This window comes from Streptomyces sp. NBC_01481, from assembly GCF_026339995.1.
GTDB lineage: Bacteria > Actinomycetota > Actinomycetes > Streptomycetales > Streptomycetaceae > Streptomyces.
Genome location: NZ_JAPEPT010000002.1, coordinates 676,204 through 691,415 on the forward strand (window position 1 = coordinate 676,204; position 15,212 = coordinate 691,415).

Genomic DNA, 15,212 nt, shown 5'->3' on the forward strand with positions numbered 1-15,212 from the left:
AGGTTTTACCGTGCGGTCATGACCACAGACCAGGGCCAGGCTGTACGGCGGCGATGGCGGTAGCACCGTGAAGCGGCCGGTGCGCCGACGTGGTCAAGCGGGCCGGGCACGCCTGCTTCGGGCACCCAATTCTGTACGACATTGAAAGCGAGAGGATCCCTGCCATGACTACCACCACCCCAGCCGATGCCGGTCACTCCATAGAACTGGCCATCACCGGCATGACCTGCGCCTCGTGTGTCGCGCGGGTCGAGCGGAAGCTGGGGAAGCTGCCCGGAGTGAGCGCGACAGTGAATCTCGCGACCGCGACCGCGCACATCACCCGGAACAGCCCCGATGTCTCCCCCGAGCAGCTGATCGCCGCCGTCGCAGCCGTCGGCTACGGTGCCACGCCGACTCGCGGCCAGCCCTCGGCCGAGCCGGGGGAGGAGACGGAAGCGGCCGATGCCGAGAGCGCCCACATCGCCGCTCTACGCCGCCGCCTGATCGCATCGGCGCTGCTCGGGCTGCCGGTGGTCCTCGTGTCGATGATCTCTGCCCTGCACTTCCCCGGCTGGCAGTGGGTGGCGCTGCTGCTTGCCACCCCGGTGGTCGCGTGGGGTGCGTGGCCGTTCCACCGGGCAGCGGCCCTGAACCTGCGCCACGGTTCGGCGACGATGGACACTCTCGTGTCTCTGGGTGTGCTGGCTGCCTACCTGTGGAGCGCGGGGACCCTTGCACTGGGCGGCGAGCACCTGTACTTGGAGGTCGCCGTCGTGCTGACGGCCTTCCTGCTGGCCGGGCGGTTCTTCGAGGCCCGGGCAAAGCGACGGGCCGGGGACGCCATCCGGGCTCTGATGGACCTGGGCGCCAAGGACGTCGCCGTGCTGCGCGACGGCACCGAAGTGCGCATCCCGGTCGAGGACTTGGCTGTGGGTGACCTCTTCGTCGTGCGGCCCGGCGAGAAGATCGCCACGGACGGCGAGGTCACCGAGGGCGCCTCGGCCGTCGACGAGTCGCTACTGACCGGCGAAAGCGTGCCGGTGGAGGTCGAGCCCGGCTCGCAGGTCACCGGCGCCACCCTCAACAGCCACGGACGGTTGACCGTACGGGCCACCCGGATCGGCGCGGACACCAAACTGGCGCAGATCGCCGCACTGGTGGAACGCGCGCAGACGGGCAAGGCAGAGGTTCAGCGCCTGGCCGACCGCATCTCGGCGGTCTTCGTCCCGGTCGTCATCGCCCTCGCCGCGAGCACCTTCGCCGTGTGGATGTTGACCGGCGCCTCCAGCGCCACCGCGCTGACCGCGGCCATCGCCGTAGTAATCATCGCCTGCCCATGCGCTCTCGGACTGGCGACGCCCACCGCGCTGATGGTCGGCACCGGACGCGGCGCGCAACTCGGTCTGCTCATCCGCGGACCGGAGGTGCTGGAGTCCACCCGGCGGATCGACACCGTCGTGCTGGACAAGACCGGAACCGTCACCGAGGGCAGGATGAGCCTGGTCGACGTTGTGCCCGCCGAGGGGGAGGACAAGGACGAAGTCCTGCGCCTCGCCGGCGCGCTGGAGGACGCGAGCGAGCATCCCATCGCTTCCGCGATCTCCGTGGCCGCGCGGGAAAGGCTCGGCACCCTGCCGTCAGTGACCGGCTTCGCCAACACTCATGGCCGGGGCGTGAGTGGGCAGGTCGAGGACCGCACCGTACTCGCGGGCCGCGCCTCCTGGCTGCTGGAGCAGGCGAAGCCGCTGCCGGCAGAACTGGCCCGCGCCCGCGACGCGGCCGAAGCAGAGGGCCGCACGGTGGTCTTCGTCGCCTGGGCCGGACAGGTCCGCAGTGCGCTGGTGGTCGCCGACACCGTCAAGGCGACCAGTGCCGAGGCGGTGGCCGACCTCAAGCGGCTCGGGCTCACGCCCGTCCTGCTGACCGGCGACAACACGGCGGCGGCTCGCGCGGTCGCTGTTCAGGTCGGTATCGATCAGGTCATCGCCGAAGTCCACCCCGAGGACAAGGTCGCCGAAGTCCAGCGGCTTCAGGGCGCGGGCCGGGTGGTGGCGATGGTCGGCGACGGCGTCAACGATGCGGCCGCCCTCGCCCAGGCCGACCTCGGGCTTGCGATGGGCACTGGCACCGATGCGGCGATTGCCGCATCCGATCTCACCCTGGTACGGGGCGACTTGCGCGCCGCGGCCGACGCGATCCAGCTGGCCCGCCGCACCCTTCGTACGATCAAGGCCAACCTATTCTGGGCGTTCGCCTACAACGTGGCTGCGCTGCCGCTGGCGGCCCTCGGAATGCTCAACCCGATGATCGCCGGAGCGGCCATGGCGTCCTCGTCCGTCTTCGTCGTCTCCAACAGCCTGCGGCTGCGGCGCTTCCAGCCCCTGCACCGCTGATCCGGAGCCCGAGCCTGCACTGCTCCAAACTGGCCGACCGGACCACCCTTAACTTACGGTCGGCCAGGCCCGCCACATGGGGATGGAGCCCGGCACCATGGGCCTGGCGCTTCCGCTCTTCCTGCTGCTGTGGGTGGTCATGATGGTGGCGATGATGATGCCGTCGGTGGCGCCGCTCGCCATGGCAGTACGGCCGTCCGCCTCGACTGCTCACCTGAAAGTCGGCGGTGGAGCCGTGCCTCACACGGGTGCGGGTGTGGGTGTCAGCGGGGTGCGGTGGCGGCGCGGCGGAACAGGACGGCTGCGGCGGCGGTCAGGGCGGCAAGCCAGGCGAGAGCGAGGAGCAGGGCCCCGGTTTCGTCGAAGGTTGGGGTGAGGGCGGCGTCGATCAGGACACGGCCGGAGCCGTAGCCGGGCAGGGCGTGCGCCCAGGCGGGGGGCTGGGGGTGCAGCATCGGACTCTGCTCGATGCCGATGTCGAGGAAGGGCACCAGGAAGGCGATGAGCACGCCACCGACACGGCCGAACAGCGGGCAGATCAGGACACCGATCAGGGCGTAGGTGAGCGCGATGAGGGTGTTGGCCGCGATGTAGAGGCCCCATTGGCGGGCATCGAAGACGGTCGCGGTGACGGCGAGGGAGGCTGCGGCCGCGAGCAGCGCCAGCACGGTGACGACGGCCAGCCGGGACACGAGCAGGCTGCCTGGACGGAAGCCGGCCAAGGTCAGGCGCTGGTCGGCGGAGCGGGCGTTGAGAACGGTGAACAGTCCGGCGAGCGTGGCCAGGGAGGCGATGGCGATGGGAGCCATGGTGCCCCCGTGGACGTCGGGGAGCCAGACCAGCTGGGAGAGGGTGCGGCCCTGCTCGCGCACCGTCAGGGAGGTGGACTCGTCGGGAGTTGTGGCCACTGCGAGCAGGACAAAGACCACAGGTACGGCGATGAGCAGCACCCAGAGCACGTGGTTGCGGCCGGCTTCCCGCAGGCCCATGCGCACTCCTGCCGCGATCTGGCCGACGGCCGAGCCGGGCTGGGTGTGGTGGCGGGTCCGGGCAGTTCGGCTGGTGGCGGTGATCACCGCCCAGCCGACGGCGGTCGCTACGGCTGCCCAAGCCAGGGCCCAGCCGAGATCGCCGATCTGCCCGCCGTGGCCGGAGGGCAGGTTCACCATCCACAGCGTGACGAAGTGCGTTGGCAGGATGCGGGTCACCGGCCGGTCCGCCGCGCCGAGTACGGGGCCGAAGAAGACGTCCAGGATCCACACGAACAGCACCAGCACGGTGCCGTTGACCGGACTGGCGACCAGCGCGCCGATCAGCGCCCCGATCGCCAGGTAGATCACCGCGTACATCAGCGTCCCGGCGAGCACCCGTCCCGGATCGTCCCCGAGTCCGGTCCTCAGCTGAAGGGCCAGCAGGGCTGCCGCCGTGGCCAGCAGCGCGAGTACCAGGCCAGTGGCCATGCGGGCGGCCACCAGCCGGAAGGGCGCGAGCCCGGCCAGGACCAGGCGCCGGTCCGCCGCGCGGGCGGCGCGCATCTGGAAGTACATGGCGATCGCGGCGATGAACCCGGCGGCCCAGCCGGCGGTGGCGGTCTGCACCGCCGGACCGCCGGGGCCGCCGAGCAGCTCGGCCGTATCCGTCAGCGGCTTGGCGGCCACCACCACGAACACCACCGGCACCAGGACGAGCACCAGCAGGTTGACCGGGGTGCGGGCGGATTCGATGAGGAACCGGCGGGCGAATGTCAGGGTCGTCATCGGGGGACCGCCCGGCCGTCCCGCAGTTCCACGATCCGGTCGAAACGCTCCTGGTCGGTCACGAAGTGACTGATGATCACAACTGAGCGGCCGGACTGGCGGCGCTGGGCGACCAGGTCCCAGAACTTGAGGTAGGTGTCGAAGTCGAAGCCTGCGTACGGCTCGTCCAGCAAGAGCACGTCCGGGTCGGCCAGCAGCGCCAGGCCCAGGTTCAGCTTGGCCAGAGTCCCTCCGGACAGGCGATCTGCGCGGGTGCCGGCGTAGCGTTCGAAGCCGAGTGCTGTGTAGATCTCGCGGCGCGAGCGTCGCTCCGCCTCCGGGGACAGGCCGTAGGCGCGGCCGAACAGCTCGAAGTGCTCGTCGCAGGTGAGGCGTTCGTAAACGACCGGGTCCTGCGGGCAGTAGCCCATCCGCCCCATGCGGGTCACCGTGCCCGCGTCGGCGGCCAGCGCGCCGACCAGGATCTTCATCAAGGTGCTCTTGCCGGAGCCGTTCTCGCCGACGATGCCGACCACCTCACCCGGGGCCAGGGTGAGGTCCACGCCGTGCAGCACGGGTATCTGGTGCCGGGTCGGCCATACGCCACGCCGGTATGCCTTCTCGATCCCGGCCGCATCCAGGACCGCCTGGCCGGTGGGCGGCTGGGCTGTTTCGGTCTCGCTGCTGTCGTGCGGTGCGCCGGCCGGCCCGGATGAGGCGATCTCGGCGCGGAGGCCGCCGGGCGGTGTTCCCCGCACGTTCCGCCCGCTCACGGCCTGCTCCCGGTGCAGGACGCCGGCTGAGCGCGAGGCAGGTCGCGGAGGGTGTCGGCGGTGGCGTAGACCAGGGCGGCGGCGATGGTGGTGGCGCCCCACAGGCCCCAGGCGGCCGCAGACGCGCCAGCGGCAAGGAGAGCGGGAAGGGGAAGCACACCGGCGGCCAGAAGGATAGGGGCGGTGCGGTGGATGGAACGGACCAGGAGCTCGGGGTCGCGCCGGTGTCGCCGGGTGAGATGCACGGCGCACGCCGCGGCGGCCAGGTCCCCGAGGACAATCAGAATCCAGACGAGGGCTTCCATGCCGGGTCACCTCCGCGTGGCTCGTGAGTGGGGCCCGGGCGCAGACCTGGGAGTGCTGGGGGTGCCCTGCTTCCGGGCAGGCGGCGCTTGGCGGGGTCGGCGGGGCCAGAAGCCGGGGGTGCTGGCGGCGTACGCAGTCCACTGCTCGCCGAAGCGGGCGGCGACCTCGCGTTCCTCGCTGCGGGCCAGTCGGGCGTACACGTACACCAGGATCGGGAACATGATCAGGGTGGGGATGGTGGGCCACTGCAGCAGGAACCCGATCATGATGAGCAGGAAGCCGTCGTACTGCGGGTGGCGCACCCAGGCGTAGGGGCCGGTGGTGGCGAGTTTGTCGTGCTGGGCGGCCTCGTGCAGGACCTTCCAGGCGGCGGCTATGAGCCAGAAGCCGACGCCGATGGCGACGTAACTGGCCAGGTGGAAGGGGCTCAGGTGCGGGTCGCCGGTCCAGCCGGTCAGGTCGTTCCACAGGTGCCCGCCGGCGTGGGTGTCCTTGAGCAGCGGGAACTGATTCCCGAGCCAGCTGCCCAGCAGGTAGATGGTGAGCGGGGTCCCGTACATCTCGGTGAACAGCGCCACCAGGAAGGCGCTGTAGGCGCCCATGGCCCGCCAGTCCCGCTTGGTCTTCGGGTGGAAGAAGCTCGCGGCGAAGACGATGAACAGCAGGGTGTTGAGAACCACCAGCGGCCACAGGCCGTACGCGGCATCAGCCATCACGTCCTCCTTGATGCTTCTCGGTCTTTGGCTGGTCTGCGCCGGCCGCGGGTGAGGCCGCTCATCCGGTGCTGGTAGGTGGCCGCGTCGATCCGGCCGTGCATGCGCAGGCCCACACACCATTGCTCAGCGTCTTCCAGGGCGGCGCGCCGGCCACGCAGGCGTGCCAGGGAAGGGCATCGGCTCTCCCTCGGCGTGATCAGGCGCGCGATGTCGTAGACCATGCCCGCCAGGATCAGCGTGCCGATCACTGTGGCCATCACGGCGCTCATGGCGTTCTCCTCGCCACGCCGTCGACGCGGGGATCCGGCCGGTTACAACCGACCGGATCCGGGGTGCTGGTGGTTGTCGTGCTTGCGCAGCGGATCGCTTTGGTCGGTGTGCTGGTCACCGTCGCCGTGGCCGCCGTGCATGCCGCGCATCATGAAGAACATCATCAGCGGGCAGGCAGCCACGAGGGCGAGCCAGGCCAGGCTGCCCAGCGATGCGCCGAGAGCCAGCGCGCCGACCACGACGATGGCGGCTGCGATCGCGTACAGGCCGTAATTCCGGTTGTTCTTCATGGCGGAGACCCCTTCTTGGGAGGACGTCAGTGTTTGGTGAGGGGGCGGGAGGAGCGCAGGGCGGTCAGGCGTCGCTGGTACTCCTCCTCGTCTATCTCGCCGCGGGCGAACCGCTCGGCGAGCAGCTGCTCGGGCGACGGCCCGGCCGGACTGTGGCTGTGCTCGTGGGGGCGGCCCAGGGCCCGGAAAAGCAGGACGGCGGCAGTGATGATCAGTGCCCAGAACAGGATCATGCTGGCCGACATCGCGAACCAGCCCCATCCGCTGACGTCGTGGTCGTACCAGAACATCATCACCATCACGTCCTCAGGTCACCCGGGCGGCGGGCGCAGGGCCCGCGCTGTCCGGGCTCGTTCTTGTGGTGCTTCCAAGGTCCTCCCGTCCTGGCCTGAGGGCACAGGGTCCACTGGTCCCGGGCGGTGGGGCCGGTCAGCCCCTACCTGGTACGGGTAGGGGCGAGCGAGGCTGGAGGGAGCGAACACACAGGGAGGACGGTCCGCCATGAGTGGCGCCGATGTCGTCGTAGTGATCTCCGCCGCCGTGCTGATCGCCGGTCTGGGGTGGTTCTTCTTCGGGCCGCGCAGGGCTCGCACCGCGCGGCTGGAAGGCGGGGTGCAGCGGGTCGAGGTGACGGTGCGCGGCGGCTACAGCCCCGACGTCATCAAGGTCCGGCAGGGCATTCCGGTGGAGCTGGTCTTCGACCGGCAGGAGAGCGGTGAGTGCACCAACCGGGTGGTCTTCCCTGATCTGCGGGTGAGTGCCGGGCTGCCGGCGTATGCGCGTACCACCGTGCGGGTGCATCCGGCCGAGGCGGGTTCGTTCGGGTTCGCCTGCGGGATGAACATGATCCACGGCACGCTGCTCGTCGAACCGGACAGTGGGGAAGGCCCTTCGGAGGGTCGCGAGGTCCGGGGCGCTGCTGCGTCCGGGGCGCCGGGCGGTGATGCCGCAGCGGCCGAGGCCGAGGCAGCAGAGGCCGCCGAGCGGCGCGCGGAGATCAATGACCTGACGCGTCGTGTGGCCCTCGGCGCGGTGCTGACGGCGCCGGTGCTCTTCGCCGTGATGGCGCATGAACTCTTCGGCGCCGACTGGGTGCCGGGCTGGATGCTCAACCACTGGTTCCAGCTGGCTCTGATCACTCCGGTGATGTTCTACACGGGGTGGCCGATCCACCGCATCGGCTGGCTGACCCTGCGCCACCGCGGCGCGGACATGAACTCCCTGATCACGCTGGGCACTTCGGCTGCGTACGGCTACAGCCTGCTGGTCACCCTCACGCCCTCCCTGTTGCCCGAGGACGTGCGCGAGGTGTACTTCGAGGCGGTCGGAGTGATCCTCACCCTGATCCTGCTCGGACGTCTCCTCGATGCGCGCGCCAAGGCCGGAACCGGCGAGGCCATCCGCGCGCTGCTGGGCCTTCAGGCCCGTACCGCACGCGTGGTGCGCGACGGAACCGAGGCGGAAGTCCCTGTGGAAGACGTCGTCGTGGGCGACGAGATCGTGATCCGGCCCGGGGAGAAGATCCCCGTCGACTCCCGGGTGCTGTCCGGGTCCTCGGCGGTGGACGAGTCCATGGTCACCGGCGAACCGATGCCCGCCACCAAACGGGCGGGCGACACGATCATCGGCGCCACCGTCAACACCACCGGTTCCTTGCGGGTACGCGCGAGCAAGGTCGGCGCCGACACGATACTGGCCCAGATCATCCGCCTCGTGCAGCAGGCCCAGGCGTCCAAGGCGCCGATCCAGCGGCTGGCCGACGCGGTCTCTGCCTACTTCGTGCCCGCCGTCATCGCCATCGCCATCGCCACGTTCGCGCTCTGGTACACGGTCGGTCCGGCCCCGGCGCTCACACTCGCCCTGGTCTCCGCGGTCGCCGTGCTGATCATCGCCTGCCCTTGCGCACTGGGCCTGGCCACCCCGCTGTCCATCATGGTCGGCACCGGCAAGGGCGCCCAGGCGGGCATCCTCATCCGCTCCGCCGAAGCTCTGGAGACCGCCCACAAACTCGACACCGTCGTCTTGGACAAGACCGGCACCGTTACCGCGGGAAAGCCTGTCCTGACCGATGTTCACGCGGCTGACGGCTTCGAGGAGTCCCAACTGCTGACACTGGTGGCGGCGGCCGAGGCCGACAGTGAGCACCCATTGGCAGGAGCAATCGGCACCGGTGCCCGGGAGCGGAAGCTCAGCGTGCCCGCTGCGAGCAGCTTCGACTCGGTCACCGGTAAGGGCGTGCAGGCAACCGTCGACGGCCGCGCCGTGCTGGTCGGCACCGCCCGCCTGCTCTCGGACGTGGGCATCGACACTGGTGCCCTCGCCCCGGTCGCAGCCGAACTGTCGGCGCAGGGCAAGACGCCCGTACTCGCCGCCGTCGACGGCCGGGCAGCCGGGGTGCTGGCCGTGGCCGACACCGTCAAAGACGACTCCGCCCAGGCCATCGCCGCCCTGCAAGGGCTCGGCATCGACGTGGTCATCCTCACCGGCGACAACGCCCGCACCGCCGCCGCTATCGCCCAACAGGTGGGCGTCCACCGGGTGCTGGCCGAGGTGCTTCCCGAGCACAAGGCCGACGAGATCCGCCGTCTGCAGGGCGAGGGCCGCACCGTGGGCATGGTCGGCGACGGCATCAACGACGCCCCCGCCCTCGCCGCCGCCGACGTCGGGCTCGCCATCGGGACCGGCACCGACGTCGCCATCGAAGCCGCCGACATCACCCTCATCTCCGGCTCCCTGACCGGCGTGGTCACCGCCATCCGGCTCTCCCGCGCCACCATGCGCAACATCCGGCAGAACCTCTTCTTCGCCCTGATCTACAACGCCGTCGGCATCCCCCTCGCAGCCGGCGCCCTCTACCCGGTGTGGGGCATCCGCCTCAGCCCGATCATCGCCGCCGCAGCGATGGCGCTGTCCTCCCTGTCCGTGGTCACCAACTCCGGCCGCCTGCGCCGCTGGCGTACCAGCCCGCTGCCGTCGGCCGCGGCGGAATCCGTCGAACCCAGAGTTGAGTCCGCTGCCGACCGGCCCCCGGCCCACGCTGCGACCGCGGGTGATGGCCGACAGCTGCACCACCAGCCCGGGGCCGTGGAAGACCACGGGCAGGGCACCGAGGCGAGGGCGGTGGACCCGGTGTGCGGTATGCGCCTGGACCCGGCAACCGCCGCCGAACGGCGCGACACCCGCACCAGCAGCTACCTCTTCTGCTCCGCGCAGTGCGCGGCCACTTTCGACGTCGACCCGGACCGCTACCGCGCGCCGGCGGCAGGCGGGACACATGAAGGAGGAGGGAGCAGGTGACCACCATCCCGGACCCGGCACCGAGCGCGGCCCCGCACGGCTATGCCGACCACAAGTCCGACCACCTGGCCCGGCTGCACAAGGTCGAGGGCCAAGTACGCGGTATCACGCGCATGGTCGACGACGACCGCTACTGCATCGACGTACTCACCCAGATCAGTGCAGTCAGCCGAGCCCTGCAGGAAGTCGCACTCGGCCTTCTCGACGACCACGCGCGGCACTGCGTCACCGATGCCGCACGATCGGGCCCGGCCGAAGGCGAGGCCAAGCTCGACGAACTCGCCCTCACCCTGCGCCGCACACTGCGCCTGTGACCGCCTCCGCGACCCAAAGGCCAGATAAACCCCGTAGGGGTATATTGAGCAGGCAGCGAGCTCCCACCCACGGGACTCGGAGAAGAGAAGCCAAGGCGGAGGCGATGGTGATAGCGACAACCCGCGCCGGTGCCGTCCGCTGGGTGCGCGGCACGGTCATCGCCGTGTGTGCCGCACTGGCTGTACTGGTCCACCATGAGACGGCTGCGATTGCCCTTTCCTCCGTGCCCTCCGCCACACATGCCGGACACGCCATGCCCGGTGTGGCCTCCTCTTCGTCCGCTGCCGCGATGCCGAAGGGCTCCGCCGCCGACCACACAGACCTGCTCGGCGCGCACCAGTCAGCGCAGAGCTCTCACCACAATGCCTGTTCCACCCCAGGCATGCAGCACTGCTCCACCGCGAACGTCGAGGTGGTGAAGCTCGCCATGCCGCCCAAGCTCCATGCCGAGCAACCGGCGATCCCGTCCCAGGCCGAGCCCGGCCCACTGCCCGCCGGGACGATCGGCCGCGCGCCGCCTGACCTGTCGGTCCTCTCTCAACTGCGCATCTAGGCCGCGCCCACGGCACCCGCGTGCCGTCTTACGTCCGCGACCCCGCACGCAGCTCGAAACCAGAGGACTCACATCGTGAAAAGCATCAACCGCCGCTCCGTCCTGCTCGCCGGACTCGGCGCCGTCGGCGCGGGCGCGCTCGCCGCCTGCAGCAACTCCGGCAGCACCCCCGCCTTCGTCAGCCCGTCCGGCTCCGCAGTCGCCCGGGTGGACAAGAGGCGGGCCGGCACCGGCAAAGAGCACAAGATCACCCTGACCGCGGCGCCCGCCATGCTCGACCTGGGCGGCGGCGTCCGGGCCAAGACCTGGACCTTCGACGGGCAGACCCCCGGCAAGGAGGTCCGGCTGTCCGCCGGAGACACCCTGGCCGCTGAGCTGTCCAACCAGCTGCCAGGCGGGACCACCACCTCGATCCACTGGCACGGCATCACGCTGCGCAACGACATGGACGGCGTGCCGCCCGCCACCCAGACCGCGGTACGGGCCGGGAGCACCTTCCCGTACCGCTTCATCGCCGATGTCCCCGGCACGTACTTCTTCCACCCGCACGTCGGCGTCCAGCTCGACCGTGGGCTGTACGCCCCGCTGATCGTCGAGGACCCGCGCGAGCCGCTGGCGTACGACGACGAATGGGTGGTCGTCCTCGACGACTGGATCGACGGCGTGACCGGGACGCCCGACGAGGTCTTCGCCGAGCTCAGGCAGGGCATGGGCGGCATGGACATGGGCGGCGGCTCCGGCTCGGGCATGGAAGGCCACGACATGCACAACATGGGGGACACGGGTGAGGACGCGGCGTCCCCGTCCCCGTCCTCCTCGTCGGGCGGCATGTCGTCGAAGTTCATGCTCATGAGCGCCGAGAGCGACCTGCTTGGCGGCGACGCCGGTGACGTGAAGTACCCGTACCACCTGGTCAACGGACGGATCCCGGCCGACCCAGACGTCTACACCGGCAAGCCCGGCCGTAAGGTGCGGCTGCGGATCATCAACGCCGGTTCTGACACCGCCTACCGGGTCGCGCTCGGCGGCCACAAGCTGACGATCACCCACACCGACGGCTACCCAGTCCAGCACCAGCAGGTGGACGCCCTGCTGATCGGCATGGGCGAACGCTACGACGTCCTGGTCGTCCTCGGCGACGGCGTCTTCCCCCTGGTCGCCACGGCCGAAGGCAAGAACACAGGCGGCCTGGCCCTCGTCCGTACGGGCTCGGGGAGCGCCCCGTCGGCGTCCGTACGGCCGAAGGAACTCGGCGGCATGATCATGACCGCCTCCCAGCTCCGCGCGGCCGACGACGTGCGCCTGAAGTCCGCCAGGACCGACGTCACGCACCAGATCAAGCTCACTGGCGGCATGATGCACTACAACTGGGCCATCAACGGCAGGCCGTTCGACATGGCCAACCCGGACGCCGACCCGATCGTGGTCGAGGAGGGCCAGCGGGTACGGCTGGACTTCGTCAACGACACCACCATGTGGCACCCGATGCACCTGCACGGCCACACCTACCAGCTCGGTGACTCCGGCCCGCGCAAGGACACCGCGATCGTCCTGCCCAAGAAGAAGCTGTCCGTCTTCTTCGACGGCGACAACCCCGGCCAGTGGATGCTGCACTGCCACAACGCCTACCACGGCGAGGCCGGGATGATGGCGAACGTCGCCTACCGTTCGTGACGTCGCGGTTGGGTGGCACGCGGAGTGCTCGCGTGCCACCCAACCTCCGGTGCCCGGGGCACTCCGCCAAGAGATGCGAGCAGTGCCGGGCGGCGGCATCAGGCGCCCTTGAGCCGCGGGGGCAGGGCAGATCCCCGGACCGCCGTGGATGAGACGCTGCTGACCGCGCCGGCACGGAGCGGGCGGCTCACAGGCCGGGGGCGCCCCAGAGCGGGAACCAGCGGGTCAGGTCTTCTTCGATGCGCAGGTCGTCCTTGACCGTGGCCTTGATCTGGAGTTCGAGCGGGTTGTCGCGTTTCTGGCCGGGCAGAGGCGCGAAGGGGTAGAAGGTGCCGCGCTTGTAGAGGTAGACCAGCGCGAGGGGGCGCAGCTCGGCGTCGTGGAAGGTGACCAGGGAGCAGAGCAATTGGGGTCCGAAGCCGCTGTCCTGCAGGGCGGTGTTCACCGCGTGCAGGTCGCTCACGAGGGCGGACAGGTTGTCGGGTGTGCGGCGGGAGAGCAGCCACGAGTAGCCGTAGTCGTCGCGGCTGAACTCCACCGGCCTACCGCTCCGTTCGGAGTCCGCGTCCAGCAGGGCCCGGACGTCTTGCTGGACTTGGGTGAATGCCCCGCCCTCGATGGTGGCGAAGCACACCGAGCCTGCTCCGGTGGGGGTGAAGCCAGTGGCGGCCTGGAGGGTGATCGCTGCCGAGGGCAGGCCGAAGAGCTGGTCGAGGTCGGGTTTGACAGGCTTGCTCCGTCCGAACAGGGCATCGAGGAAACCCACGGGCCGTCAGCTCCTTCTGCTCAGGTCCGGCTCGGTCGCAATACGCCAGTCCGGGCCGCCGGAGCGGTGGTGGGCGGTCATGCCGCCTCGCCCAGCTGTGCGGAGATCTCCGCGAGCGCCTCCAGGCGGCGTTCCAGGCTGGGGTGGGTGGAGAACATGGCGGCCAGCGCCGTACCGGGACCGAGGGCGGGGGTGAAGAAGAATGCGTTGAACGCCTGGGCGGTGCGCAGATCCTGGGTGGGGATGCGTGCGATGTCGCCGCTGACTTTGGTCAGTGCGGATGCGAGGGCGGAGGGCTTCCCGGTGAGCATCGCGGCGGCGCGGTCGGCGGCCAGTTCGCGGTAGCGGGACAGCGCCCGGATGAGCAGGAAGCTGATGGCGTAGACGAGGGCGGAGACCGCCATGACGATCGCGAGCAGGGCGGCGGTGTTCTGGTCGCGGTTGCGTCCGCCGAACAGCTGGGAGTAGAAGGCGAAGCGGACGATGAGACCGGCGATCACGCCAAGGAAAGAGGCGATGGTGATCACGGCGACGTCGCGGTGTGCGACGTGGGAGAGCTCGTGGGCGAGGACGCCCTCGAGTTCCTCGGTCTCCAGGCGGCGCAGCAGTCCGGTGGTGACGCAGACGACGGCGTGGTCGGCGTTGCGGCCGGTGGCGAACGCGTTGGGCAGGTCCATCTCGGAGACGGCCACGCGGGGTTTAGGCATGTCCGCGGTGGCGCACAGCCGGTCGATGACCCCGTGCAGCCGTGGCTGTTCCTCGGCTGTGACGAGTCGGCCGTGCATGGCATAGAGGGCGATCCGGTCGGAGAACCAGAACTGCGCAACCAGCAGCCCTGCGGCAATGACGACCACTAGGACGACGGACTTGAGCAGCACGATCAGCGCGGCGACGAACGCCACGTACACCAGCCCGAGCAGGAACATCGTGACCGCCATGCGGGCGGTCAGCTGCCGGTCGGGCTCGAAACGGCTGCGCATCGCCATCACCCCGGGATCAGACCCTCGTCGGAGAGCAGCTCCCGCACCTGCGTGAGGCTCGTGTCCGCATCGGGCAGCACCAGCTCGGACGGCGTGATCCTGTCGTCCGGCAGGCTTGTACCGAGGCTGCGCACAGCGTCCAGAAGGGCCGACAGGGCGGTGGCGAACGCCGCTTCGTCGCCTGCGTCGGCGGCCGACTGCAGGGCGGAGTCCAGCTCGTTGAGCCGGGTCAGGTGCTCGTCGGCGATCTCGTACTGGCCCTCGCCGAGAATCCGCATGATCATGACGTCTCCTTCTGGTCCGGCGGGTCCTTCGGGAGTTCTGCGCCCTCCACCGCCGGCGGGGCGGAAGCTGGCGGGAGCTGGGCCTTCATCCGGGCCAGCTCCGCCTCCACGTCCTGGCCCGCGGTGACGGCCTCGAGCTCGGCCTGGATGTCGTCACGGCCGGCCGGAAGGGTGGCGTCCTCCAGCGCCCCGGAAGCGATCAGCTCGTCCAGTGCGCCGGCGCGGGCCTGCATCTGCTCGGTCTTGTCCTGGGCACGCTGCATAGCCAGGCCGACATCGCCCATCTCCTCACCGATGCCGGTGACGGCCTCGGTGATACGGGTCTGCGCCTCGGCCGCGGTGTAGGTGGCCTTGATGGTCTCCTTGCGGGTGCGGAAGCTGTCGACCTTCGCCTGCAGGCGCTGCGAGGCGAGGGTGAGCTTCTCCTCCTGATCCTGCAGCGACGCCTCCTGAGTCTGCAGGTCGGTGACCTGAGAGGCCACGGCGGTGCGTCGGGTCAGAGCCTCGCGAGCGAGGTCCTCGCGGCCGGCGGAGAGTGCCTGCTGGGCCTGTGCCTCCAGCTTGACGCCTGACTGCTGCAGCTGGTTGATCTGCAAGTCGACGCGTTTGCGGCTGGTGGCCACATCGGCGACGCCGCGCCGCACCTTCTGCAGCATCTCCTGCTGCTGGGCGTAGGAGTAGTCCAAAACCTCGCGCGGGTCCTCGGCTCTGTCCAGAGCTTTGTTCGCCTTGATTCGGAACAGGGCGGCCATGCGGTGAGCGATGCTGCTCATAGCGCCTTCTCTCGACGGGGGAGCGAACGTGCAGGCCATGTCGTGTCGGCGGACACGTCCAGGCTCCGGCGGCCCGGTCTGGGGCGCGACCTTCGCCCCGGGGT

The 15,212-nt window shown here is 70.1% G+C and carries 16 protein-coding genes and 1 pseudogene; 6 read left to right on the forward strand and 11 right to left on the reverse strand.

Annotated elements, in window-relative coordinates:
* Positions 1–164 precede the first annotated feature (164 nt).
* A complete protein-coding gene (locus tag OOK40_RS13675; protein WP_266480462.1) occupies positions 165–2,375 on the forward strand; it encodes a cation-translocating P-type ATPase in 2,211 nt (736 codons plus the stop codon).
* Between the two features lie 52 nt (positions 2,376–2,427).
* Positions 2,428–2,559: pseudogene (locus OOK40_RS13680) on the forward strand (DUF2182 domain-containing protein); the annotation flags it as partial.
* Between the two features lie 79 nt (positions 2,560–2,638).
* On the opposite strand, the gene OOK40_RS13685 reads toward OOK40_RS13680, so the two are convergent.
* From OOK40_RS13685 to OOK40_RS13715, 7 genes are read right to left on the reverse strand one after another with little or no spacing between them, the layout of a single operon-like run.
* A complete protein-coding gene (locus tag OOK40_RS13685; RefSeq protein ID WP_266480464.1) occupies positions 2,639–4,132 on the reverse strand; it encodes an ABC transporter permease in 1,494 nt (497 codons plus the stop codon).
* Complete coding sequence (locus OOK40_RS13690; protein WP_266480466.1) at positions 4,129–4,884, reverse strand: ABC transporter ATP-binding protein; 756 nt, start codon at positions 4,882–4,884, stop codon at positions 4,129–4,131. Before OOK40_RS13690 ends, OOK40_RS13685 begins: the two co-directional genes overlap by 4 nt.
* Positions 4,881–5,189, reverse strand: a complete 309-nt coding sequence (locus tag OOK40_RS13695) for a hypothetical protein (protein WP_266480468.1) — start codon at positions 5,187–5,189, stop codon at positions 4,881–4,883. Before OOK40_RS13695 ends, OOK40_RS13690 begins: the two co-directional genes overlap by 4 nt.
* Before the next feature lie 6 nt (positions 5,190–5,195).
* Positions 5,196–5,903: an isoprenylcysteine carboxylmethyltransferase family protein gene (locus tag OOK40_RS13700; protein ID WP_266480470.1), complete on the reverse strand. Its 708-nt coding sequence runs from the start codon at positions 5,901–5,903 to the stop codon at positions 5,196–5,198.
* The gene (locus OOK40_RS13705; protein WP_266480473.1) at positions 5,903–6,175 is read right to left on the reverse strand and encodes a hypothetical protein; all 273 of its coding nucleotides are present in this window, start codon (positions 6,173–6,175) and stop codon (positions 5,903–5,905) included. The genes OOK40_RS13700 and OOK40_RS13705 overlap by 1 nt, the downstream gene beginning before the upstream one ends.
* A gap of 42 nt (positions 6,176–6,217) precedes the next feature.
* Entirely contained in the window at positions 6,218–6,466 is a 249-nt protein-coding gene (locus tag OOK40_RS13710; RefSeq protein WP_266480476.1) for a DUF2933 domain-containing protein, read from the reverse strand.
* Positions 6,467–6,492: 26 nt separating this feature from the next.
* Positions 6,493–6,759, reverse strand: coding sequence for an SHOCT domain-containing protein (locus OOK40_RS13715; RefSeq protein ID WP_266481655.1), 267 nt, complete (start codon positions 6,757–6,759; stop codon positions 6,493–6,495).
* Positions 6,760–6,967: 208 nt separating this feature from the next.
* Here OOK40_RS13715 and OOK40_RS13720 point away from each other — a divergent pair, with 208 nt between their 5' ends.
* From OOK40_RS13720 to OOK40_RS13735, 4 genes are all read left to right on the forward strand, one after another.
* A complete protein-coding gene (locus tag OOK40_RS13720) occupies positions 6,968–9,763 on the forward strand; it encodes a heavy metal translocating P-type ATPase (RefSeq protein WP_266480479.1) in 2,796 nt (931 codons plus the stop codon).
* A complete protein-coding gene (locus OOK40_RS13725) occupies positions 9,760–10,077 on the forward strand; it encodes a metal-sensitive transcriptional regulator (RefSeq protein WP_323136058.1) in 318 nt (105 codons plus the stop codon). Before OOK40_RS13720 ends, OOK40_RS13725 begins: the two co-directional genes overlap by 4 nt.
* Positions 10,078–10,181: 104 nt before the next feature.
* The gene (locus OOK40_RS13730; RefSeq protein ID WP_266480481.1) at positions 10,182–10,631 is read left to right on the forward strand and encodes a hypothetical protein; all 450 of its coding nucleotides are present in this window, start codon (positions 10,182–10,184) and stop codon (positions 10,629–10,631) included.
* Positions 10,632–10,706: 75 nt separating this feature from the next.
* Complete coding sequence (locus tag OOK40_RS13735) at positions 10,707–12,305, forward strand: multicopper oxidase family protein (RefSeq protein ID WP_266480483.1); 1,599 nt, start codon at positions 10,707–10,709, stop codon at positions 12,303–12,305.
* Between the two features lie 187 nt (positions 12,306–12,492).
* Here OOK40_RS13735 and OOK40_RS13740 read toward each other — a convergent pair whose 3' ends face one another.
* The 4 genes from OOK40_RS13740 to OOK40_RS13755 all read right to left on the reverse strand — a co-directional run bounded on the left by OOK40_RS13740 (position 12,493) and on the right by OOK40_RS13755 (position 15,108).
* On the reverse strand, positions 12,493–13,071 hold the full coding sequence (locus OOK40_RS13740) for a hypothetical protein (protein WP_266480485.1): 579 nt from the start codon (positions 13,069–13,071) through the stop codon (positions 12,493–12,495).
* Positions 13,072–13,148: 77 nt separating this feature from the next.
* Positions 13,149–14,051, reverse strand: coding sequence for a zinc metalloprotease HtpX (gene htpX / locus OOK40_RS13745; RefSeq protein ID WP_266480487.1), 903 nt, complete (start codon positions 14,049–14,051; stop codon positions 13,149–13,151).
* 5 nt (positions 14,052–14,056) lie between these two features.
* Complete coding sequence (locus tag OOK40_RS13750; protein ID WP_266480489.1) at positions 14,057–14,335, reverse strand: hypothetical protein; 279 nt, start codon at positions 14,333–14,335, stop codon at positions 14,057–14,059.
* Positions 14,332–15,108, reverse strand: coding sequence for a PspA/IM30 family protein (locus OOK40_RS13755; RefSeq protein WP_266480490.1), 777 nt, complete (start codon positions 15,106–15,108; stop codon positions 14,332–14,334). Before OOK40_RS13755 ends, OOK40_RS13750 begins: the two co-directional genes overlap by 4 nt.
* Positions 15,109–15,212 lie beyond the last annotated feature (104 nt).

Excerpts from the sequence above, each read along its gene's own strand:
- OOK40_RS13675 (WP_266480462.1), top strand. The coding sequence starts at position 165 with ATGACTACCACCACCCCAGCCGATGCCGGTCACTCCATAGAACTGGCC.
- OOK40_RS13685 (WP_266480464.1), bottom strand. The coding sequence starts at position 4,132 with ATGACGACCCTGACATTCGCCCGCCGGTTCCTCATCGAATCCGCCCGC.
- OOK40_RS13695 (WP_266480468.1), bottom strand. The coding sequence starts at position 5,189 with ATGGAAGCCCTCGTCTGGATTCTGATTGTCCTCGGGGACCTGGCCGCC.
- OOK40_RS13700 (WP_266480470.1), bottom strand. The coding sequence starts at position 5,903 with ATGGCTGATGCCGCGTACGGCCTGTGGCCGCTGGTGGTTCTCAACACC.
- OOK40_RS13705 (WP_266480473.1), bottom strand. The coding sequence starts at position 6,175 with ATGAGCGCCGTGATGGCCACAGTGATCGGCACGCTGATCCTGGCGGGC.
- OOK40_RS13710 (WP_266480476.1), bottom strand. The coding sequence starts at position 6,466 with ATGAAGAACAACCGGAATTACGGCCTGTACGCGATCGCAGCCGCCATC.
- OOK40_RS13715 (WP_266481655.1), bottom strand. The coding sequence starts at position 6,759 with ATGATGTTCTGGTACGACCACGACGTCAGCGGATGGGGCTGGTTCGCG.
- OOK40_RS13720 (WP_266480479.1), top strand. The coding sequence starts at position 6,968 with ATGAGTGGCGCCGATGTCGTCGTAGTGATCTCCGCCGCCGTGCTGATC.
- OOK40_RS13730 (WP_266480481.1), top strand. The coding sequence starts at position 10,182 with ATGGTGATAGCGACAACCCGCGCCGGTGCCGTCCGCTGGGTGCGCGGC.
- htpX (WP_266480487.1), bottom strand. The coding sequence starts at position 14,051 with ATGCGCAGCCGTTTCGAGCCCGACCGGCAGCTGACCGCCCGCATGGCG.
- OOK40_RS13750 (WP_266480489.1), bottom strand. The coding sequence starts at position 14,335 with ATGATCATGCGGATTCTCGGCGAGGGCCAGTACGAGATCGCCGACGAG.
- OOK40_RS13755 (WP_266480490.1), bottom strand. The coding sequence starts at position 15,108 with ATGAGCAGCATCGCTCACCGCATGGCCGCCCTGTTCCGAATCAAGGCG.